Genomic DNA, 22,351 nt, shown 5'->3' with positions numbered 1-22,351 from the left:
AGGTATAAATTATGGAAAATGTAATTCCTAAAATAGTTTATCAGGCTGAAACGAATGAATGTGCGCTGGCCTGTATTTCCATGCTGGCTGAAACACAGGGCATTAATGCACCTCTGGAAGAGCTGCGCGAACGTTTCTCGGCGTCATCCCACGGCACTGCGCTTTCAACGATGTGCGACATCCTGGCTGAATTAGCCATTCCGGCCTACCCGGTGGCGTTCGATCTTAACGAGCTTGCCGAACTCCCTCTACCGGCTATTTTGCACTACGGTGCAAGCCATTATGTCCTGCTGGCCTATCGGCAGGGCAGCTATGTCTGCGTAATGAACCCTGCCATTGGGGAGCAACTGCTGCCTATTGCCGCACTGAAAACAGAAATCAGCGGCTATGCGCTGGTACTCGACCAGGAGAGCGGTGGGGCTACGCCGACGGTGGAACAACATAAGCGCACCCGTCGCTTCCGCGCACTGGAATGCATGAGTCTAAAACAGACCGCCGCCATTCCGGGTATTTACCGACTGATGCTGCTGGCATTCCTGGTTTCGTTGACCCTGTTTATCATGCCGGTCATGGTCAGCACCGCTATCAACAACGTATTCTCCTCCGGAGGTGAAAAGGAGTTCCCCTACTTCTATTACCTGCTGGCTTTTGTCGTGTCGACGCTGTTGGCCTTTGTTGTGCGTAGTGTAACAGAGCGCTTTATTAAGCGATTTGTGGTGATGCAGAGCGTAAGCGGCTTCGCCAGCCTGCTCAACAATTCACTCTCCTTCTTCGAAAAGCGCAGCCCGGGTGAAATCTACAGCCGGTTCTCCAACTGGCAGATGGCGGCCGCTCAAAAAATCGAGCTGGATAACGGCCTGCGAATTGACTGGGTGGTTGGCGTCATTGCATTAGCGGTGATGTGCTACATCAGCCCGCTACTTGCTGCTATATCTGCAGTAGGCGTGACGTTAATGGGGCTGGTAAGCGTATGGGCCATCTTCCGCGATCGTTATTACACACAGCAAATTCAGGTTAAAAGCGCCGAGCAGAGCGACTTTCTGCTGGAATCTATTCAGGGTTTTGCGACGCTGAAATCAGCGGGCCTGAAGGGGCAGCGTCAGACGGCGTTTGCCGGTTATGCTCTCTCTCTTTTTGACTTCAGACAGAAACAAAAAGTATACGAGCAGGTGAAAAGCAGCCTCTATCAGCTAATCGGCAGCCTGGAAATGGTCTTTTTCATGTTTCTTGCTTTACCGCTGCTGAAAGATAACCGCATCACGTTAGGTGAGTTCTTCGCCTACAGCTTCGTGCGTCAGATTTTTACCGCCTACATTACGCAAATTTTCTTCTCGATTCTTCAGAAGAACCAGCTGCATGTCATTGATACCCGTGCCGCTGACCTGTTCCCGCCAGTAAAAAAAGACGAGGACGGTGCTGAATTACCGCCTCCGGCACACTTTAAACAGCAGCTTAGCTACCGTGGCGTGCAGTTTGCCTATGAGCCAGGTAAACCCGTATTCAAGGATCTCTCCCTGACGGTCTTCTGCGGTGAAACCCTGGCTATTGTTGGTGAATCTGGCGCGGGTAAAAGTACGCTCCTGAAAGCCATTGCCGGGTTGATTGACCCTCAGGCAGGCGAGATTCTTGCTGATGGACAGCCGGTGAACTCGCGCCAGGCGTACAAACTCTTTTTCCTGCAGAGCCAGGAAGACATCCTGTTTAATACCAGCGTTCTGCAAAACATCACGCTGTTCGATCGTCACCACGATGCCGTCAAACAGTTGCGCATTGATAAATCCTTACGCGGACTGAACCTTACCGAGGTGATCGATAGCCTGCCGGGTAAACAAAATGCGTTGATCCGTGAAAGCCACCCTGCACTCTCCCTTGGGCAGCGTCAGCGGCTGATGCTGGCGCGTGCAATGTACAGCGACTGTCCGGTTATGGTCCTTGACGAGCCGACAGCCAACCTTGATGAACAAACCGCATTGCAGGTGATGCAGACCCTCATCGACCACTGCCGTGAATATGGCAAAACGCTTATTACGGTCACCCATAGTGAAACGGCACTGCCCTTATTTGACCGTGTCTGCGAACTGAAAGAGGGGCAAGTCGCCGTGTTCCAGAACCACGTGCCCGTTGCCAGTGAGACTCAGGGAGAGTTGGCGTGAGCTTTACAGTAAAAAAGATCCCGGTGCTGGCTACCCGTCACCGTAAGGCATTGCTGGCGTTGTTGGCGCTGGTGCTCCTCCTGCTGATGGCTGGCGGGTGGGGAGTGCATCACATGATGTCTGGCACCGCCGCGCCGGTAATAACGCAGGTCATCGATCGCGGTGATATTGAAAAAACCGTGCTGGCGACCGGGATCCTTAAACCGTCAGCCCAGGTAAACGTGGGTGCGCAGGTTAACGGTCAGTTAAAAAAGTTGTATGTCCGCGCTGGGGATCGGGTAAGCAAAGGCCAACTGCTGGCTGAAATTGACCCCACGCTGCAACAGAGCGAACTGCGTAAATCTGAGGCCGAACTGGAGAGTGCGATGGCGCAGAAGCAGGCGTCGCAGTTCACCTTAACCCAGTACCAACTTGAGCTTAAACGCCAGCTGCAACTGGATCGCGACGGGTCCGGCATAAAAAGTAACCTGGAGCAGGCGCAGGCCAAAGTGGATACCCAAAAGGCCCAGATAAAGGTCAACGACGCGCAGATAGTACAAGCGCAGATGGCGCTGGAAACCGCGAAAGCCAACCTGGGTTATACACGTATTCTGGCGCCCGTGGATGGCCAGGTATTGGGGATTGTCACCAAAGAGGGACAAACCGTGGTCTCATCACAAACTGCGCCGACTATTCTGGTGCTGGCCAATGTCGACACCATGACCGTGCAAACCCGTATTTCAGAAACCGATATTCTTAAAGTGCATCCGGGCCAGCCACTGTCGTTCTATGTCGTTGCCGATCCTAAGCATCGTTACCAGAGCGTGATGGGCGCGCTGCAGGATGCCCCCAACGATGCCTTACAGGATGAGAGCGTGCGTGCTCAATCTCAGCAACCTTCCGCCGTGTACTACAACGGCGTGTTCACCGTGCCCAATCCCGAGCACCTGCTCCGCACCTCAATGACGGCACAGGTATTTATCGTCACCGAGCAGGCCAAAAATGTGTTACGTCTGCCGGTCATGGCCCTCGGCCAGCCGCAGGGGGGCGATCGCTACCATGTTCAGGTGATGAAGGGAGAGACCCTGGAACAACGGCTGGTCCGCGTGGGGATCAACGACAGGCAATATATTCAGGTCATTGATGGCCTTCAGGAAGGCGAACGCGTGGTGATGCAAAACTCATCAGGGATCGCAAATGGCTAATACTCCTGTTATCGAGCTTTCGCATATTTATCGCCACTTTGGCTCGGGTAATGCGGCAGTCACCGTACTAAAGGATATTTCCCTGCGCGTGCATGCCGGAGAGATGGTGGCCATTATCGGCGCATCGGGTTCAGGTAAATCGACGCTGATGAATATCCTTGGCTGCCTTGATAAGCCCTCGGAAGGCGAAATGCGCATTATGGATGTGTCTACTCAGGTGGCCAGTAGCGAACAACTGGCGCAGCTCCGTAGTCAGTATCTTGGGTTTATTTTTCAGCGCTACCACCTGATGCCCTACCTGACGGCCATTGAGAACGTCACGATCCCGGCGTTATATACGGATATGCCGGCAAACGAGCGTCATTCGCGGGCAGAGTATCTGCTAAACCGTTTAGGTTTAGGTAACCGTATGCACTACCGGCCTGCTCAGCTTTCCGGCGGTCAGCAGCAGCGCGTCAGTATCGCTCGCGCCCTGATGAACGGTGCGCCGGTTATTCTCGCGGACGAGCCTACCGGTGCACTTGACAGTACCAGCGGTAAGGAGCTGATGGCCGTTTTGCATGGCCTGCATCAGGCCGGGCACACGCTTATCATTGTCACCCACGACCGGAGTATCGCAGAGCAGTGCCAGCGCATTGTTGAAATCCATGATGGCCAGATTGTCGCCGATCGCGTCAACCCGGCCATCCCGCAGGTGACATCCCAGGCGTTACCGACTATTGCCACCACCGGGCGTACGCCGCTCTGGCAGAGCGTTAAAGAGGCGGTACGCATGGCGTGGCGTTCTCTGCTGGGCCACCGTATTCGGGCGTTCCTCTCAATGCTTGGCATTATTATCGGCATCTCTTCCGTCGTCTCGTCTATGGCGGTGGGGGAAGGGGCGCGACAAAACATTCTGAGCCAGATAAGCCAACTGGGGACCAGCACCATCGAGATCCAGCCCGGCCTGGGTTGGGATCAGCCGCGTCCTGATTTTGAGCGTTCTTTGACTCTGGACGACGTAGAACTCCTCGGCAAGCAGCCTTACATCGATAGCCTTTCTCCGGTGGTCAGTAAAACCGTAAGAGCGATCCGCGGAGGAAAACAGGTTCTGGTCTCTCTGTCTGGCGTCAGCAATGGTTTCTTTCGCGTCCAGGGTCTGCATTTTGTTGGCGGAAACCGTTTTACGCCTCGCGATCTCGACGATCGGGAGCCGGTGGTCATTATCGATCCAAACATCAGCAGCACGCTGTTTGGCGAGGGGCAGGATCCGCTGGGCGAAATTATTCAGTTGTCCGGCGTCCCCTTCCGGATCATTGGCGTGGCGGATAAAAAAGGGCCGAAGTATATCGGCGAACAGCTCGCCGCATGGATCCCCTATACCTCGCTGCTGGAACGTATGTCAGGTGATACGCCCCTGCAGTCAATAACTCTGCGCATTGTGGACGGTTACCCCATTGAGGTTGCTCAGCAACAGGTAGAACAACTGCTCGATTCCGCCCACGGCAAGCGTGACTTCTTTACCATGACCAATGATCAGCTGACGAAAACGATCCGCAAAACGTCGGAGTCGATGACTCTGCTGATTACCGCCATTGCCGGGATCTCTCTTCTGGTGGGGGGCGTCGGGGTGATGAACATCATGCTGGTTTCCGTCACGGAAAGAACACACGAAATTGGCATTCGTCTCTCGGTGGGGGCTCGCCCGGTCGATATTATGCGCCAGTTCCTGATCGAAGCGATGGTGATTTGCACCCTCGGCGGCCTGATCGGCATTGTCGGCTCGGGCGTGGCGGGGCTGATCTTCTCTCTGGTTACCCAGGAATTCACCATGATTTTCACCTGGCCGCCGATCCTTCTGGCCTGCGGATTCTCCGCACTTATCGGGCTGGGATTTGGCTTTTTCCCGGCACGCAACGCTGCCCGTTTGCACCCGACGGAGGCGCTGGCACGAGAATGAATAAGCGCAATTTACTTTCAACGGCGCTGATGGCGCTAATGCTTACCGGCTGCGGCCAGGCTCTCAAGAGCGAGTATCAACGGCCGCTGCTTTCAGTCCCTGACGCCTGGCGCGTGCAGGATACCGGTGAAGGTGTGGCGAAATTTACGCCGCACTGGTGGGACAACTTTGGCGATCCACAACTGTCAGGTCTTATCGTGGCCAGCCTGCAAAGTAATGACGATTTGGCGCTGGCAGGCATAAAGCTCAAGCAGGCGCTGCTTACAGCAGGCATATCAGATCTCAACCTGACGCCGGATTTCAGCGCCAACGCCAGTGCCAGTAACGCTCAGAACTTACGCCGTAATACCACGCCAACGGAGAATTACAGCACCGCCCTGACGGCCGCGTATGAGCTGGATCTGTGGGGAAAACTGGCGCGCACGCGTGAGCAGTCCGACTGGCTGGCAAAGGTATCGGAACAGGATTTGCGGGCGACCGCGCTAACGCTTATTGGCACAACGTCGCAGCTGTATTGGCAACTTGCCAGCCTGAATCAGCAAATCGCAAATATGCAGCACAGTCTGCGCATCGCTGAAGACACGCTGGAGATGGTGACCTCACGCTGGCGCGCAGGCGATCTCGGCCAGCTTGATTACCTGCAAGCGCAGCAAACCGTACTCAGCCGGGAAGTGAGCCTGCGAGATCTCTATCAGCAGCGGGACGAAAGCCGCAATGCGCTGGCGATTTTACTCAGCCGTCCGCCGGGTCAGTACGCCGCTGAGCGACACGCGCTTGATATTCATCAAAGCGTGCCGGTGGCCCAGCGCCTGCCGCTGGAGGTGATTGCCAAAAGGCCTGATGTGCAATCGGCAGAACTTAATCTTCGGGCGGCGTTGGCCGGGTCGGATGTAGCGCGGTTGAGCTTTTATCCCTCACTGACGCTCAATGCATCGCTAAACGCGGGGGCGTCAGTGTTTCAGCAGTGGTTCAGTAATCCGGTCAGAACCCTGGGTTCGGCGGTGGAGCTGCCGTTCATCCAGTGGAACAAGGTGCGTCTGACCATCGAAAAGTCCGGCCTGGATGTCCAAACCGCGGCGATCCAGTTCAGGAAGGCTTCTTATAGCGCCCTGCAGGATATCGACAACGCCATGTCACAGCGCCTGACCTGGCAGCAGGAAAAACAGCGTCAACTGGACGATCTGGCGCTAAGCCAGCAACGACTGAAGCTGGTGGAAAGCCAGTATCGCCACGGAGCCGTGGTTTACCAAACGCTGCTCGATGCGCAAAACACATTGCTGGACAGCGAAAACACGCTGGTGAAAACCCAATACAACTATCTGTATTCCACGATGAAACTCTGGCTGGCGCTGGGGGGCGGGGAAAACGACACAGTGAATCAACAAGGATAAATCATGCAAACGGACATTTTAAAGACCACGAACTTGCCACGTCGGGTGGTGGTCACCGGCTATGGCGCGGTCACCCCGCTGGGGATGAATTCCGCTGAAAGCTGGACGGCCATCATGAACTACCAACCCGGATATCGCTACTGCGACAAATCGGCTGCAGGGATCAAATCTCGCTTTTACGGGCTGATCGATGAGGAGCCATCGCTCAAGGGCGTACCGGCAGCGATCCGTCGTCGCCTGCCGCGTTACGCGCGCCTGACGTTGGCCTCTGCGCGCGAAGCGATGCAAATGGCCTTTGGTGACGAAAAGCCCGAGCAATATTACGATCTACGTGATTGCGGTGTCGTCATGGGCACCGGCTGGGCGGGGCAGGACGAAACCCAGCTTCATTATGAAGACTATATGCGTACGGGTGTGGGATCGCCTTTCGGCTGTTTCTTCTCTATGCCCAACGCCGCCACCGCCGCCGTCAGCCTTCTCTGGGGACTGCGAGGGTATCAAAATACGCCAGTCGCCGCCTGCGCAACCGGAACCATCGCCATTGGTGACGCGTTTGAGCTGATCCGTAACGGTCGCGCAAACATGATGCTGGCGGGGGCGGGAGAGTCTCTGCGTTCTGATTCGGCGGTGTGGAATATTGATATTCTCGGCGCACTGGCAAGCGAGCAAGAGGAGCTAACCCGTGCCTGCTGTCCGTTCAGCCAGCACCGTAACGGCTTTGTCCTCAGTGAAGGGGCAGCGGTGTTATGTCTGGAAGAGTATGAGTCAGCCATTGCGCGTGGCGCAACCATTCTTGGCGAAATTCTCGGCTACGGGAATTACTCTGACGCCTTTGATTTCACCGCGCCGGCCGAGGATAAAATTGCCCGGGTGCAGACCATCCGCCGTGCGCTCAGCCAGGCAGGCATTAAGGCCAGCGATCTGGATTACATCAATGCGCACGGTACGTCCACTCCGTTAAACGATCTTAATGAAACCGAGGCCATCAAAATTGCGCTGGGCGAAGAGGCGGCCTACGCCACGCCATGCTCAAGCACCAAATCCTATACCGGCCATCTGATTGCCGCAGCGGGCAGCTTTGAATCTATCGTCTGTCTGCAGGCTCTGCAGCACCAGATCATGCCTGCCACCTGCCATCTTGATGCGCCAGACCCGGCCTGCGATTTGGACTATGTCCCCAATATCCACCGTCCTGCCGCGCTCAGGCTGACGCTCAATCTGAGCTTCGGATTCGGCGGGGCAAATGCGGCACTGGTCATCGGACGGGGGCAATAATGTCTCTGCACTACACGCTGCGCGATGCTGAACGCTGGGCGGCATTTTCCAAAGACTACAATCCGATTCATTTTGATGCCGTCGAGGCGAAGCATCTGGGCATGGAGGACGTTTGCGTTCATGGCATGCGCGCGATGCTGGATGTGAAATCAGCTCTCAGCCGGGCACTGCAAAAGCACACATTGTCGACAGGTGGTCTGCTTTTCAGTTGTCGTTTGCGCGAACCCGTGGCATGCGAAAAACCTTATCACCTTGCGTTAAGTGAGACGCAGTCTGAGGGGGTGCAGCAGGTCACCGGCAAATTACGTCACGCGCAAACTCAGGCTCTGAGTATGAGCAGCAAGCTCAGTGAGAGTAAACCCCTGGCGCTAAGCCCGATCACGCAGGCGAACACAGTGCGAGGGGAGGCACTCTCCACGCTGTACCGTCAATTCCAGACGGTAGAGTCTCAGAATGCGCCGTTGTGGAGCTTTTTTGATGCGGTGCTGTTCCGCCAGTTGGTCAACGCGCCGGAAACGCTTGAAACCGTACAAAGTATTATACCCGGGCATAAGGCGACCAGTTTATGCGACGTTTTCAGGCTTGCGCGGGTGGTTCAAACCCACCACGAAACCTGTTTTTCTCCGCTGCTGCTGGAAGATGCGGACCCAGATTCAGCAAGTGAACCTTTACATTATTCCGTCCTGCCAACGCTGGTTATGGGCGAAAAAGAGGCCGGACTGGTTTTGGTGACGGGCATTGAGGCATGGCGGGCCAATCAACCGCTGATTTCTGTCTCGGCAACGCTAAAAACCGGGCCGCTGGCCGATTAAGACAGACCATTAATATTATTAACTGACTACATTAAAGGAATAAAACATGGCGCAATATGATGAAGTTTATAGCAAGGTTTGCGAGATGCTGTGTGATGCAAAAGATCTGGAGATGGACTCTCTCTCTCCTGAGATGCCGCTGTATCAACTTAAACTCGATAGCCTGGACTACGTAGAACTGATGGTACTGGCGAAAAAAGAGTTTGGTGTGGCGATTGAAGCCGATGTCTTCATTAATAATGTCAACATGACTCTGGGTGAGTTGTGTCAATATCTCAGCGAAAAAAGTCAATAAGCTATGCGTAATCAATGGATCTTAGTCACCGGCGGAAGCCGTGGAATAGGACGTGCTACGGTACTGCGTCTGGCAAAACAGTGGAACGTGGTCTTCACCTGGTGCAAGGATAGCCATGCGGCGCATGACGTGGAGCGCGCATGTGAGAACTTGCCCGGTACGGTGGAAGGCTATCAATGCGACGGTAGTGATGAGCAGGCGGTGAGCCGATTGGCCGCTGATCTGCTGGCGCGCTATGGCGCACCTTCAGGTGTCGTACACAATGCCGGTATTACCCTGGATGCTCTTCACATTCATCAAAGTCCGGCAAACTGGCGTCAGGTGATGGACACCAACCTTAATGCCCTATTTTACTGGAACCATCTGCTGCTCGAACCCATGATGATGCAGGGCGGAGGCTCGGTGGTGTTGATGTCATCGGTGACGGGCATAAAAGGTAACAGCGGTCAAAGCGCCTACGGTGCAAGCAAAGCGGCGATGATCGGTTTGGCGCGAACATTATCGATCGAGCTAGGGCGATTTAGCGTACGCGTCAATTGCCTGCTGCCGGGCTACATTGACACTGAAATTATGAGCCAGATACCGAAAGAAAAACGCATAGAGCTACGAAAAACGATCCCGATGAAACGCTTCGGGAGAGTGGACGAAGTGGCCGCCGCAGCGGCATGGCTTGTCAGTGATGAGAGCACCTACATGACCGGGCAAACCCTCATTCTTGACGGCGGGCTTTCTGCCTGATCCCGTCGCTTCATTCTGCATAACGCAAACAGGACCTCATACGTCCTGTTTTTTTTTGTTCCCGACCATTCCTCAGGTTGTTCCTGTCCTTATCTCTGCCATCTTGCCCCCACCCTAAGCTCACCGCAAAAAATTCCCCCTCACCACAGGCGAAAAAGTGTGCTTATCGCAGCCATTCGTCACCGTTCGTGAAAATTTATCCCCTTATCCTGAAGAAAGTTGCGGAGCAATTCTCAGAAAAATCCTTATAAAAATTGTGTTGTAAACGCAATAAAATCCCTCCAGAAGCCTTAAAAGAGGCGAAATAAACGAGAAATAATGCATTTTTGGCGTTTCTTTAACCATCTGTACACTGACGAGAGTTATTCATCGTCAGGTCGAAATATGTACAATATTTAAAGCCGCCGCACGGTTACTTTTTGTCTATAAGCATATATCCCTTTCTGATTTGACCTTTCAGAGCCTCTTTTAATCCCTTTTATTTGCTGTATTGCCATTTAAGACGTATATTGGGATTGCCTGCATTTTTATATTTATGCCTTATCCTAAGGAGGTTTTATAAACTCGTCGAGTTAACTTAGCGCTATTATTATACAAAGCATAATAATCTCTCTCTTTTCCCGGAGAGAAAAATTTGAATATCAGAATGGCATTTTTTAGGTGAGTGCCACCGAAATCAATGCTTATCTGGGACCACCATGAACATAAAGGGGCACTATGAAAAATCGCAAATATCTGACGCCATTCGAAGTTGAAAAACTGCTTGAGGCCACGCTGCGCGGTAAGCATGCGGAGCGGGACTACTGCCTGATCTGGATGTGCTTCATCCATGGCTGTAGGGTCAGTGAAATCAGTAGTTGGCGCCTGTCCGATATCGATATAGAAGGTAATAATATCTATATCCATCGATTAAAAAATGGCTTTTCAACCGTTCACCCGCTTTACCGACGTGAACGGAAATCATTAATGCTTTGGATGAATAAAAGAAAACAATATCGCGGAGCGGATACCGACTGGTTATTTCTTTCTAACCGAGGGGCAAAGTTATCCCGGCAACGAATTTACTGGTTAATCAGAAATTATAGTCAGGCGGCGAATCTGACAATAAACGCTCATCCCCATATGTTAAGACACGGTTGTGGTTTTGCGCTGGCTGACAGAGGAATTGATACTCGCTTAATTCAGGATTATTTAGGTCATCGTAATATACAAAATACGGTTATCTATACTGCAAGCAACGCTAATCGCTTCAAAGAAGTCTGGTGATTGAGATGTAATTAATTATTTCAAGGGAGTCATTTTGAACTAAATTGGAACATACTGTAGTGAACTGGTAAATTTCTGTCAACTCACAATGTATTATTGCAGTCTAAATCGCCGTTAATATTTATCTTTCAATGCGTTATGTGAGATTTCGCTATATTTAGCCCGCCCCTTCCCTCTCGGTTTTTTCTTATACCACCAGCACGGTGCAAATCAGATTTTACAATCGAGCAAAAAATATATCCATAAAAACCTGTTAAATCATGGTGGTGCGGAGTATTGCGCTAACTAATCATTGGTATTTGGAATAAAAAACCAAAGGAGTCACTTTAGTTCAAAATGAATCGTTTTGCTTTTGGCTACAACCGAACAGCGATTTATTACTTGAGGCGGAAACTCATGAACTAAATAAAGGAATGACAGATGGTTTTGTCATAACTAATTCGATAGCCGCTTAAACAGGTATATCGTTTTTCATTGTTTATAGGATAATTCTCGTGAAAAAGACTCTTCTTGCTATTGCTCTGGTGGCTTCTTCAGCCGTTGCTTCTTCTGCTTTCGCTGCTGACGGCGCAGTTAACTTCACCGGCACCATCACTGATGCTGCTTGTACTATCGATACCGCTTCTCAGAACCAGAATGTGTTCCTGGGCAACATCGCTCGTACTGCTTTCCCGGTAGCAGGTTCTCTGGCTGCGGCTAAGAAATTCACCCTGGTACTGACTAACTGCCCGGACACCGTAACTGGCGCTACCGTACGTTTCGATGGCAACCAGGTTTCTGGTGATAACAGCATTCTGGCACTGACCGAAGGTGACAGCACTGCAACTGGCGTTGGTATTCAGATCTCTGACAGCCAGAACAAAGTGGTTCCACTGTACGAAGACTCCTCTGTTTACCCTCTGGTTAGCACCGGTCCTAACAACCTGGACTTCAGCGCTCGCTACATCTCTCTGACTGATGCAGTCACCGTGGGTGATGCGAACGGTGTAACTCAGTTCACTGTCGTTTATCAGTAATTTCGATAGAGCTAAATCAGATCAGGGGCAATGAATGCCTCTGGTCTTTTTGAATGTTTAAGACAGGTAGGAACACCATGAATACATGGCGCGCAGCAGCGGTGGCAGTAGTATTAATGACCTTCAGCACAGTAGTGCAGGCGGGTGTAGTGGTTGGTGGAACGCGTCTGATCTACGACGGCGCTAAAAAAGAGTCTGCCATCAATATCAGTAATCCTGACAAAAACGCTTACTTAATCCAGTCCTGGGTGGACGGCGGGGAAGCCAGCGCGGGCGCACAGGCAAGTAAAGCGCCGTTTATTGTCACTCCACCTTTATTCCGCCTGGACGGCAATCAGCAGAACATTTTGCGGGTGGTTCGCGCGGGTGGCTCTCTGCCAGAAACCAAAGAGTCACTGTTCTGGCTGAATATCAAATCTATACCTTCTGCACAGAAGCAACAAAACACGCTGCAAATTGCGGTGAAAACGCGCATCAAACTGATTTTTCGTCCGGCCGGGGTAAAAAGCACGCTTGAAGAAGCGGCGAACACCCTCACCTGGAAACGCACCGGTAACCAGCTTCAGGTAAACAATCCGTCTGCGCATTACATCACCTTCTTCAACGTCAAAATCAACGGTGCGGCAGTGAAGAGCGCCAACATGGTCGCGCCGCAATCGCAGGCCACATTTGAGTTGCCAGCCAATGTCGCTGGAGGAGCACTCACCTGGCAGTTTATTAATGACTATGGCGGTACCAGCAAAGCGTTGACGAGCAATATCTGACCTCGCTGTCAGGGTACGGTTACGTCCGTCTATAAGGAAGTGATGAATGCACGCCCCAGGCTGCATTAATACATGGAACAACGAAAATGAACAAAATAACGAAGATTCCTGCTCCGGCCAATTTTAGACTGTCCTGTATTGCGCGGCTTGTGGCATGTCAGGTTGGGCTTTTAATCGGCGGAATGGGTGCGGTCAATGCGGCGGAGTATTTCAACCCAGCCTTATTAGAAATCGATAATCCGATTCAGGGTAACGCTGATTTATCCATTTTTGAAGACGGTGAGTTACAGCCCCCTGGCACCTATCGCGTTGATATTTATCTTAATGGCTCGGCTGTTGATACCCGCGATGTCACATTCACCCTGGCGACTGACGCTACCGGTAAGCAAAGCCTTCAGCCGTGCCTGAGCGGTGAATTGCTGCGCGATATGGGCGTGAAAATTGGCATATATCCCGGGATTCAGGCCACGGATGAATGTGCCAATTTTACCGGCGCGATTGCGCAGTCCTCAGCTAACTTCCGCTTTGACCAGCAGAGGCTGGATCTCAGCATTCCACAGGCAGCCCTGAATTCACAGGCGCGCGGCTATGTCTCTCCGGATAAGTGGGATTCGGGTATTCCTGCCCTGTTACTGAACTATAGCTTCAGTGGTGCGAACACCGACGCGCGCAACAGTGACAGCAATAATTCCAACACCTATTACCTGAACCTGCGTTCCGGGGCTAACCTGGGTGCCTGGCGTCTGCGCAACTATTCAACATGGAACCGTGACAGCAAGGGTAATCAGAACTGGGACTCTATTAATACCTATCTGCAGCGTGACATTCAGACGCTGAGAAGCCAACTGACGCTGGGCGATAGCAACTCGCCTACAGAAGTCTTTGATACCGTGCCGTTCCGTGGTATTCAGCTGGCGTCGGATGACGACATGCTGCCCGACAGCATGAAAGGCTATTCGCCGGTGGTAAGGGGAATCGCGCAAAGTAACGCCCAGGTTACCATTCGCCAGAACGGCTATGTTATCTATCAAAGCTATGTCCCGGCCGGGCCGTTTGCCATTTCCGACCTTTACCCAACGGCGGGCAGTGGCGACCTTAACGTAACCATTAAAGAAGCGAACGGCACCGAGCGAACGCTGGTGGTTCCTTTCGCTTCCGTACCGGTCCTTCAGCGTGAAGGGCACCTCAAATACAGTTTTACCAGCGGTCAATACCGCTCGTACAACGATGATGTTGAAAAGACGCCGTTTACTCAGGGCACCGCAATTTATGGCTTATCGCATGGTGCGACGGTTTATGGTGGGGTGCAGGCGGCGAGTAAATATCAGTCCGTGGCGGTGGGGATCGGACAAAACCTCGGGCGCATTGGTGCTCTCTCTGCAGACGTAACCCAGGCGTGGACCAAGCAGGAAGATGCGCAGAAAGAAAACGGCCAGTCCTGGCGTTTGCGTTATGGTAAGAGCTTCGTTGAAACAGGGACCAACTTCAGTCTGGCCAGCTACCGTTATTCAACTTCCGGTTTTTATACTCTGCAGGAAGCGCTGGAAAGTTATGCCAAAGGCAACAGCTATTACAGCGATCATAAAAAGAGCCGCGCAGAGCTGACGCTTAGCCAGAACTTATGGCAGAAGGGGGGAGCGCTCTCCCTGAGCCTGGTTAAAGAAGAGTACTGGAACAACGATCGTTCGAGTGAATCGGCGAGTGTCGGGTACAACAACACCTGGTCTGGTATCTCCTGGGGGGTTAACTATACCTACAACCGTAACGGTATGGACAGCTACGGTCACCGGACCTACTACACCGATCAAATTGTCGCGATGAACATCAGCGTGCCATTAAGCAAATGGCTGCCGGGGAGTTATGCAACCTATAACCTCAATAGCAGCAAAAATGGTAGCACCTCGCATAACGTGGGGCTGAGTGGCACCGCGTTACGTGACAACAACCTTAACTACAACATCAGCCAGGGCTATACCACCCAGGGCCAGGGTGCGAACGGTTATGCCAGCGCAGACTATAAAGGCACTTACGGGGAAGTGAATGCCGGTTATGGCTATGACCGTAGCCAGCGCCGTATGGATTATGGCCTCCAGGGTGGCGTTGTGGTGCATGAAAATGGCGTAACCCTTTCGCAACCGTTGAGCGAAACGGTCGTACTGGTTAAAGCGCCGGGCGCGGACGATGTCAGCATCTCCAGTAATACCGGGGTAAAAACCGACTGGCGGGGTTATGCCGTGGTGCCATATGCCACTGCGTACCGCCGTAACCAGATCTCTCTTGATACCGCAACCTTACCGGACAACGTGGATATGACCCTGACCAGTACGTCGGTCATCCCAACGCGTGGCGCCGTGGTTCGTGCCGACTTTGATCCGAACGTCGGTCGACGTGTACTGATGATGATCAGTCGTGCAAATGGTGAGCCAGTGCCATTCGGCGCGATGGCCGGCCTTGATGACGAGAAGAGAAGTAACGGCAGCATTGTCGGCGATGGCGGCCAGGTTTATCTGTCGGGCATGCCGGACAGCGGAACGCTGAGGGTGAAGTGGGGTTCTTCAGCATCCCAGAGCTGCCTCGTGAATTATCGCCTGCCTGAACAATCGGCCACATCGGGTATTCAACTTATTAATGGAGACTGCCGTTAAGGCGGTATATGGACATGATCGATCGCATGAATATGTTTTTTGCCAACATCACTTCACGCCTTTCCTTCGGTGGCAAAGCGGCGTTGCTTTGCCTGGCGCTGATTGGCGGAATGCTGAGTGCCCGAGCGCAGGCAAGTGAGTGTGCTCCTACCGATGGCACGAAGACGTACAACTTCCCAATGGATTATTTATTGCAGGATCCGACGGAGAACACCACCGGCAGAATTGTCAACAATGCCTATCAGTGGAACTTGAGTGGTAACTACAACGTGACCTGTACATGTACGGGTACGTACACCGGCGCCTACGTCACGGCAAAAGTGCCGGATACCGGGCTTGCCTATACCGACGGTAACCTTAATTACTACAGCATTAGCGAGTACCTGGCGGTGGCGAGTGAGGTGTATATCGCCGGCGGATACGGCGCGAACAAGGCAACCCCCTTCACCAGCGTCAGTAACCTGAACACTGCGGTTAACTGCGCCCGATATCCGTACGCTACCGGGTCTCGTGGTTCGATATCTTTGTACTTCAAACGTCCGTTTGTTGGGGTCCAGACGATCCCGCTGACCAAAGTTGTTGATGTGTATCTTGCCTCTGATGCGTCAACACAGTCTTCCGTGCCGGTGTCCACCGTCTGGATGAGCGGGTCGGTTACTGTGCCGCAATCTTGCGAGATCAATGGCGGCGGCGTAATCACCGTGCCGTTCGGCGACATTATGTCAGGCGATATCGCCACGAAGGGTGAAATGGCGAAAAACTTCACGCCTAAAAACGTCAATTTTAACGTTGCCTGTACCAATATTTCGGAGGGTGTGAAGGTCAGTCTCTCATTCCAGGGAACTCCGGATGCCAACGATCCAACCGTACTGTCGACCACCAATAGCGACGTCGGCGTCAAAATTCAGGATACCGCAGGCGCTACCGTTGCGCCATTAAGTGGACGTCTGCCGCTCACCATGGACTACGCCGCGCAGATTGGTACCTCGGCAATTAATTTATTCCCGGTTAACACCACGGGTAATACGCCTGAGACGGGTGAATTCAATGCGACAGCAACGATACGCGCTGAAATAGAGTAATTCCGCGACGAAACGGGTAAGGGAAAAGAAATGGTTAAGGAAGCAACGTTCAAAGTGAGCAACAAGGCCAAAATGCCGGCCTTGATGTTGTGGCTGGCTGCTGTGGCGCTTTCATCCCCGGCAGGTGCTGATACGCAACTTAACATCACGGGCAACATTAAGGCCTCGCCTTGCAGCATCAATCTGCCTTCTGGTGGGTTGAATGTGGATTTAGGTCAGAACATCCTGGCGTCATCACTGGCGGAGGCCGGTTCGTCGACGGGCTGGAAAACTTTTTCGATTGTGCTGAGCCAATGTCCTGCATCGACATCGGTTGCCACTATGACCCTCAACGGCACGCCAGATGAGGTTGAAAGCAACATGTATGCGAACACCGGCACGGCGACGCAGGTGCAAATTGAGGTGCAGAACGAGGCTGGCACGACGCTTGGAAATGCGTCGCAAATGCAGAAGAACGTTGATTCCGCAAGCCGCGGTACAACGTTCGACATGCTGGCGCGCGTTTATAGCGCGCAGGGCAATGCAACACCGGGAACAATCGTAGGAACAATGCAGGTCACCTTTACATATCAGTAATTGAGGGAGGAAGCGGGTCGCAAGGGGAGACCGATACATAACGTAAGGCATCTGTTCCAGAAAATGCTCCCGTAAGGGAGCGTTACTGAGAAAACAAGGAGGTAAGATGAACTATGTCAACAACCTAAATGCAGTCCGTGTCTCATCACGCATCTTCCCGGTACGCTCTGAAGGGGAAGGGGTATTGATCATGGATGCATGTTCTGTCACTGCACTGGGTATAAAGCAGATCCTCATGGAGTCCTGCGGGATAAGCGATGCGATAAACGTCGTGCAAACGCTCGCTGACATTACATCGCATGTTGCCAGTTCGCCGCCTGCATTACTGATTATGGATATTTGTGGCGAAAATGAACTCATGCTCGATGGGCTGAGACTGTTGGCGCATTTGCGCGAAACCTATCCCACCATGAAGGTTGTGATTTGTACTGATTTCAGTGACTACCGTGTGCTGGAGCTGCTGGTGTCCTCGAAAGCTCACGGCATCCTGTTAAAACACGAGCCTGCACTGGCGCTAACGCAATGTATCACCAAAGGCATATTGGGAAGCCGGCAATGGCTTAGCCCTAAGGTGCAGCAACTGCTCGCTAAAACGACCCCTAAAAATACCGCGCTTACCGCCAGAGAACTGGACGTGCTCGCCTGTTTATTTTCCGGGCAAAGTGTTTCCAGAGTTGCGCAGACGCTGCATCGCGATATTCGCACCATCAGTACCCACAAGCGTAATGCCATGATGAAGCTGGGGTTTCACAATGACAGTGAACTCTTTGCTCAGGGGACCTGGATGGCGAAAGTGGGTCCGACCGCGGGACTGTAAATTTTAACCGTACTGTTTTTGTAATGGATAAGCGCCGGGAGCCCCGGCCTGCAAGGAGCAATAGCCTGATGAATCAGACATGCACCCCACCTCAAACCGTGGCATTAATGGATAGCCACCCCTTAACGCTTTTTGGGCTCTCGACGCTGATCAAATCCATTAATGATGATTATGAAATCGTTTTTCAGGAGCTAAGTCTCGGCAAAATGCAGGATGCGCTGATGTATCAGTCCGTCGATCTTCTTGTCACCGACTTGCAAAGCGCAGAGGAGGATCTGCAGAAAGGGCTAGATACTCTGCTGCAAATGAATGCGCAGTTTCCCGACATGACTATTGTGGTTTATACCTCTTGCCATGACAGTAATGTGCTGCGCAATCTCCTGAATCATTACAACATCAGCGTGATCGCACGCGCGGAGTCCCTGAACGATACGGAGGATTTCTTCAGGCAGGCATTTGATAAAAAACATGTGCTGAGCCCGAAAATCTGCAGCGATCTGGCGCGGATCAACGAGACTCATCAGTGCGTCACCGCCAGATTAACCCGTAGCGAAATTGATGTTTTGAAGCATCTGTTCCACGGCATGGATCTGCAACAAATCGCTCAGATGAAGCAATTAAGCATCAAAACTATAAGCGCTCATAAATGTAATGCTATGCGCAAGCTTGATGTCAGGACGGATTCGGAACTGTTTTTACAGTTGAGTACTGCGTTTACTCAAAGAGGGAATTGTATATGATTAGCCAGAAGCGCATTAACGCCGTGGGAAGCGGCATCAGCTATCAGAACCCGATTATTGTTCTTACCGATAACTATTGGTTGTATTTTGGCATAGCACAATTGTACCCACAAACGAATGTTATTCACGTTCGGTTAAGTGATGAAGCGCTGCACACGAAACTGTGGGGGAATGTGAACTCTGTGGTACTGATTGTTGATAACGATATTTACATTCAGGGGGAGTGGTTATCGCTTCTGAGTATTTTTGATGCTTGCACTTTCGTGAAAATCATCTGGTTACAGGGTGACAAAACCGGTGCCTTTACACCATTCAAGCCTGGAAAAAGCTATCTGGTGGAGAAGAAAAAAGCGTTGCTTGAGTTCAAGCGCAACCTGAACGATATCTTCTGTGGACGCGAATCGCGAACAGGGAAAAATCGCTGTACCCGCTTAACGAAAAGTGAATGCTCGATGATCAAGTACCTTGCGGCCGAGCATAAGGTTCAGTCGATTTCAGAACATGCGAGCTTATCTCTCAAATCTATCTATCACGTAAGATCAACGCTTATGAGTAAATTTGGATTTGAAAACGCATCTTTTTTTCAGTTCATCCTCTTCAAGAACATCGACATACTGTTCCCGATTTTCACCAATAAAATCCACACCGCTAACGCTCGATTGATAAAACAGTAAAAGGTGTGTGATGAGAGGTCCGGCCAGACACGGATGTGCGGGTTAAGGACCTCAATTTGCATTAGGTGCGGCTTACGTTCGGGCCAAACGCTTTTATACTCCACCCGGGTGGGAGGGTCGACAAATTCACATCGATAGCTTTTACAGAAAATCTGTTTCGGGGCTACTATTTTGAGAATAAACCGATGGAATAAGAATTTTCTCTGATCTGAAATAAAAAGGAAAGTGTGCAAATATTTTTTATAAACTAAAATTATGTGTAAAATATATTCTTTAACTCATTGTTTTGTAAAGGGTGAAGATAATTGATTTCACTATGGTATTATTTCTTCAAAGAATAATCCTATACATTCCTGGAAAAATTTAAGCCATTTCCCATAAGTGTTTACTGGCCATTAAACATTGGGTGAAGATTCTTTTTATTGACGATTTTGCGATGTAAATAAAGAATTAAATTCTATAGAAACTCTGCTCTTTGGCGTAAAAATCTAATTGGTGCTTATTCTGAGTGCCTGCGTTTCACATTCGTGTCGATTTTAAAAAAATTGCACTTCACACCGTCTGTCTGGTTGTGATTTAATCTTTCCAGGGCAGGATTATGCGATTTCTAAACCTGGCCGCGCCAAGTTTTGAACAACGACACCTTAATAATACCGTTGAATCGATAAATATTCTTAACGGTGTTTCGCATAATGTTCTGTCTGGACGTCAATAAAAATTTAACCTGGTGAAATGGATGATGAGGATTTTCATATGTCAGTTATGTCCTTGCCTGCGGTATATGTTTGAGAAAGTAAGGTTGTAAACGGAAACGTGAAAATAAAAAAGAAATATGACAATGAAGAGAAGAAAATACCTGACCGTGCATGAGGTTGAACGATTAATCTCTGCCGTTGCTAGCACAAAAAACAGTGAAAGAAACAAATGCATGCTGTTAATGTGCTTCATCCACGGGCTCCGCGTGAGCGAACTATCGCAATTGAAAATTCGGGATATCGAAATTTCCAATAAAATAATCTATATCTCAAGATTAAAGAATGGATTCTCCGTACAGCATCCTTTGCAGCATCGAGAGCTGTTAGCATTGCAGGCATGGATGCAGAAGCGATCGGGCTATTTAGGTTCGGACTCTGAATATCTGTTTTTATCAAGGCATGGTAAGAAAATATCGAGGCAGCAACTCTATCGTATTTTCAGAGAGGCCGGTCATGCCGCCGGCATCAATATCGATGTACATCCACACATGTTTCGCCATGCGTGCGGTTATGCCCTGGCTGATAAAGGGTGTGATACACGACTAATACAGGACTATTTAGGGCACAGAAATATTCAAAATACCGTAATTTATACGGCATCCAATGCTGCCCGTTTTAAGGCCGTGATTTTTTAACGTACGATTCCTCGTATGACAGTCATAGTGCTTGTGAATTTATATAACATGGAGAGTTTTTATTTTGCCCCTGAGAATATTAAATATTACTTATCTAACTGACCACACCTTCTATCGCCGACTACCGGTTTAGCGATAACCCTGAACGAACACTGCCTGCCAGGCGGCGTTCGTTTTTTGCGGGTGAAAGTAATACTTACGTAAAAATAATTCATTAGAAATCAGTCGGTTATCGCATCTATTCTTCTTTTATCATGAACCAATTGTGTATTGGTTTGTTCATTGCTTAATCATTAGAGCGATAAGATGTACGTTATATCAATAAGTTATCGTTACTAAAAATAAAGTCATGATGACAGTGAGCGAACCAATATGGAAAAACCGTCACGGTTTCTGGCCAATTCCAGTACCGCGTTAGAGCAATTGCGCGGGCTCATCAACCAGCACGAGTCAACACCAGGCATTCCGCTGCCCACCGAACGTGAGCTGTCGGACACTCTCGGCGTAGGACGACGCGAAGTGCATCGCGCGCTGGATGTGCTGAAAGAGGAGGGGCGTATATGGCGTAAACAGGGCTGGCGGCACCTGCGCGAGTTGGCCCGCACGTCTGAACGCGTTGATAGCTACAACGACCATCATCACAACATCATGTCCGCGATTATCCAGTGCCAGCCTAATGAAGCAGCCTCCGCCATGCGTGAGCACCTGCTCAGTCTGCAAACCGCCCTGATTCAGGCGATTCACCTTGCGTACAACTCCACGCTATGACAACGATTCCGTTTGAGGACGTTACGCCTGTACTGCGGCTGCTTTGCGCCGGAAGGCCGCGCGCCGTGCGTGGGGGAGATCTCCCGCAACCCGGCGCAGGTCCACTCGCTGGAGTTGATTGCGAAAACCAACGGCGAAGCGTTTTATCGCGGTGAACTGGCGCAGAAAATCGCCGCTTTTGCCAAAGCGCACGGCGCACACCTCACGGCTGAGGATCTGGCAAACCATCGCGTGGATTGGCTAGTCCTGCTGTCGCGGGATTTTGCAGGCGGTTCAGTGCAGGAGCTACCGCCTAACGGCCAGGGGATCGCCACGCTGATTTCACCTATAGTTCATCGACGCAGAGTGGGACGATGTATCTGAGCGCCGCCGATGCCAGCGGTATGATGATCCCGTTTATTCAGTCCAACAATATGGGCTTTGGTTCTGGCATGGTGGTGCCCGATACCGGGATCAGTCTGCAAAACCGTGGCTGCGGTTTTTTGCTGGATCCAAAACACCCCAACGCGCTGGCGGTCAGCAAGCGTCCGTTCCACACTATCATTCCCGGTTTTGCGATGAACGGCAACGGCAAGCTGCTGATGTCCTTCGGCGTGATGGGCGGGCCGATGCAGGCGCAAGGACATAGCAGATGGCGCTGCGCATTATGCTGCACGGACACCATCCGCAGGCGGCAATCGACGCCCTGTGCGAACGCGATCATCAAATCGTGGTAAAAGATCCGTTGCAGGATTATAACTTTGGCGGTGCGCAGGTGATTTACCGTATGCCGGAAGGGCACTCCGTAGCCGCGACGGAAAGCCGCAAAGTAGTGAGTTAACCTTTT

At 51.3% G+C, this 22,351-nt stretch carries 19 protein-coding genes and 1 pseudogene; all 20 read left to right on the top strand.

Annotated features, from left to right (window positions below; genetic code table 11):
• Positions 1 to 11: 11 nt before the first annotated feature.
• Entirely contained in the window at positions 12 to 2,153 is a 2,142-nt protein-coding gene (locus tag NL510_RS18765; RefSeq protein ID WP_253379206.1) for a peptidase domain-containing ABC transporter, read from the top strand.
• An 86-nt stretch (positions 2,154 to 2,239) separates the two neighbouring features.
• Positions 2,240 to 3,337 carry an efflux RND transporter periplasmic adaptor subunit gene (locus NL510_RS18760; RefSeq protein ID WP_253385008.1) on the top strand — a complete coding sequence of 366 codons (1,098 nt, stop codon included), beginning with the start codon at positions 2,240 to 2,242 and terminating at the stop codon, positions 3,335 to 3,337.
• Positions 3,330 to 5,276, top strand: coding sequence for a MacB family efflux pump subunit (locus NL510_RS18755; protein ID WP_253379205.1), 1,947 nt, complete (start codon positions 3,330 to 3,332; stop codon positions 5,274 to 5,276). Before NL510_RS18760 ends, NL510_RS18755 begins: the two co-directional genes overlap by 8 nt.
• The gene (locus NL510_RS18750) at positions 5,273 to 6,667 is read left to right on the top strand and encodes an efflux transporter outer membrane subunit (protein ID WP_253379204.1); all 1,395 of its coding nucleotides are present in this window, start codon (positions 5,273 to 5,275) and stop codon (positions 6,665 to 6,667) included. Before NL510_RS18755 ends, NL510_RS18750 begins: the two co-directional genes overlap by 4 nt.
• Positions 6,668 to 6,670: 3 nt before the next feature.
• Positions 6,671 to 7,942: a beta-ketoacyl-[acyl-carrier-protein] synthase family protein gene (locus NL510_RS18745; protein WP_253379202.1), complete on the top strand. Its 1,272-nt coding sequence runs from the start codon at positions 6,671 to 6,673 to the stop codon at positions 7,940 to 7,942.
• Entirely contained in the window at positions 7,942 to 8,754 is an 813-nt protein-coding gene (locus tag NL510_RS18740) for a MaoC/PaaZ C-terminal domain-containing protein (protein ID WP_253379200.1), read from the top strand. Before NL510_RS18745 ends, NL510_RS18740 begins: the two co-directional genes overlap by 1 nt.
• 46 nt (positions 8,755 to 8,800) lie before the next feature.
• Positions 8,801 to 9,049, top strand: coding sequence for an acyl carrier protein (locus NL510_RS18735; protein WP_253379198.1), 249 nt, complete (start codon positions 8,801 to 8,803; stop codon positions 9,047 to 9,049).
• A 3-nt stretch (positions 9,050 to 9,052) separates the two neighbouring features.
• The gene (locus NL510_RS18730; RefSeq protein WP_253379196.1) at positions 9,053 to 9,787 is read left to right on the top strand and encodes an SDR family NAD(P)-dependent oxidoreductase; all 735 of its coding nucleotides are present in this window, start codon (positions 9,053 to 9,055) and stop codon (positions 9,785 to 9,787) included.
• A gap of 717 nt (positions 9,788 to 10,504) precedes the next feature.
• Positions 10,505 to 11,053 (top strand): tyrosine-type DNA invertase, encoded by a 549-nt coding sequence (locus NL510_RS18725; protein WP_253379194.1) that lies wholly within the window; start codon positions 10,505 to 10,507, stop codon positions 11,051 to 11,053.
• Positions 11,054 to 11,547: 494 nt separating this feature from the next.
• Positions 11,548 to 12,069: a fimbrial protein gene (locus NL510_RS18720; RefSeq protein ID WP_253379191.1), complete on the top strand. Its 522-nt coding sequence runs from the start codon at positions 11,548 to 11,550 to the stop codon at positions 12,067 to 12,069.
• A gap of 77 nt (positions 12,070 to 12,146) precedes the next feature.
• Complete coding sequence (locus tag NL510_RS18715) at positions 12,147 to 12,833, top strand: fimbrial biogenesis chaperone (protein ID WP_253379189.1); 687 nt, start codon at positions 12,147 to 12,149, stop codon at positions 12,831 to 12,833.
• 86 nt (positions 12,834 to 12,919) lie between these two features.
• Positions 12,920 to 15,478, top strand: a complete 2,559-nt coding sequence (locus NL510_RS18710) for a fimbria/pilus outer membrane usher protein (RefSeq protein ID WP_253379187.1) — start codon at positions 12,920 to 12,922, stop codon at positions 15,476 to 15,478.
• 8 nt (positions 15,479 to 15,486) lie between these two features.
• Positions 15,487 to 16,560, top strand: coding sequence for a fimbrial protein (locus NL510_RS18705; RefSeq protein ID WP_253379185.1), 1,074 nt, complete (start codon positions 15,487 to 15,489; stop codon positions 16,558 to 16,560).
• A gap of 30 nt (positions 16,561 to 16,590) precedes the next feature.
• Positions 16,591 to 17,136, top strand: coding sequence for a fimbrial protein (locus tag NL510_RS18700; protein WP_253379184.1), 546 nt, complete (start codon positions 16,591 to 16,593; stop codon positions 17,134 to 17,136).
• A 106-nt stretch (positions 17,137 to 17,242) separates the two neighbouring features.
• Positions 17,243 to 17,953 carry a LuxR C-terminal-related transcriptional regulator gene (locus NL510_RS18695; RefSeq protein WP_253379183.1) on the top strand — a complete coding sequence of 237 codons (711 nt, stop codon included), beginning with the start codon at positions 17,243 to 17,245 and terminating at the stop codon, positions 17,951 to 17,953.
• Positions 17,954 to 17,976: 23 nt separating this feature from the next.
• Positions 17,977 to 18,693 (top strand): helix-turn-helix transcriptional regulator, encoded by a 717-nt coding sequence (locus NL510_RS18690; protein WP_253379182.1) that lies wholly within the window; start codon positions 17,977 to 17,979, stop codon positions 18,691 to 18,693.
• On the top strand, positions 18,690 to 19,367 hold the full coding sequence (locus tag NL510_RS18685; protein ID WP_253379180.1) for a helix-turn-helix domain-containing protein: 678 nt from the start codon (positions 18,690 to 18,692) through the stop codon (positions 19,365 to 19,367). The genes NL510_RS18690 and NL510_RS18685 overlap by 4 nt, the downstream gene beginning before the upstream one ends.
• Before the next feature lie 838 nt (positions 19,368 to 20,205).
• The gene (locus tag NL510_RS18680; RefSeq protein WP_253379179.1) at positions 20,206 to 20,757 is read left to right on the top strand and encodes a tyrosine-type DNA invertase; all 552 of its coding nucleotides are present in this window, start codon (positions 20,206 to 20,208) and stop codon (positions 20,755 to 20,757) included.
• Between the two features lie 372 nt (positions 20,758 to 21,129).
• Positions 21,130 to 21,525: a GntR family transcriptional regulator gene (locus tag NL510_RS18675; RefSeq protein WP_253379177.1), complete on the top strand. Its 396-nt coding sequence runs from the start codon at positions 21,130 to 21,132 to the stop codon at positions 21,523 to 21,525.
• Positions 21,526 to 21,555: 30 nt separating this feature from the next.
• Positions 21,556 to 22,345: pseudogene (locus tag NL510_RS18670) on the top strand (gamma-glutamyltransferase); the annotation flags it as partial.
• Positions 22,346 to 22,351: the final 6 nt, after the last annotated feature.

This window comes from unidentified bacterial endosymbiont (genome assembly GCF_918797525.1).
In the GTDB taxonomy this organism is placed as follows: Bacteria; Pseudomonadota; Gammaproteobacteria; order Enterobacterales; family Enterobacteriaceae; genus Enterobacter.
Note: the sequence above shows the minus strand (reverse complement) of the source record. Positions and strands in the feature narration are given on the sequence as shown.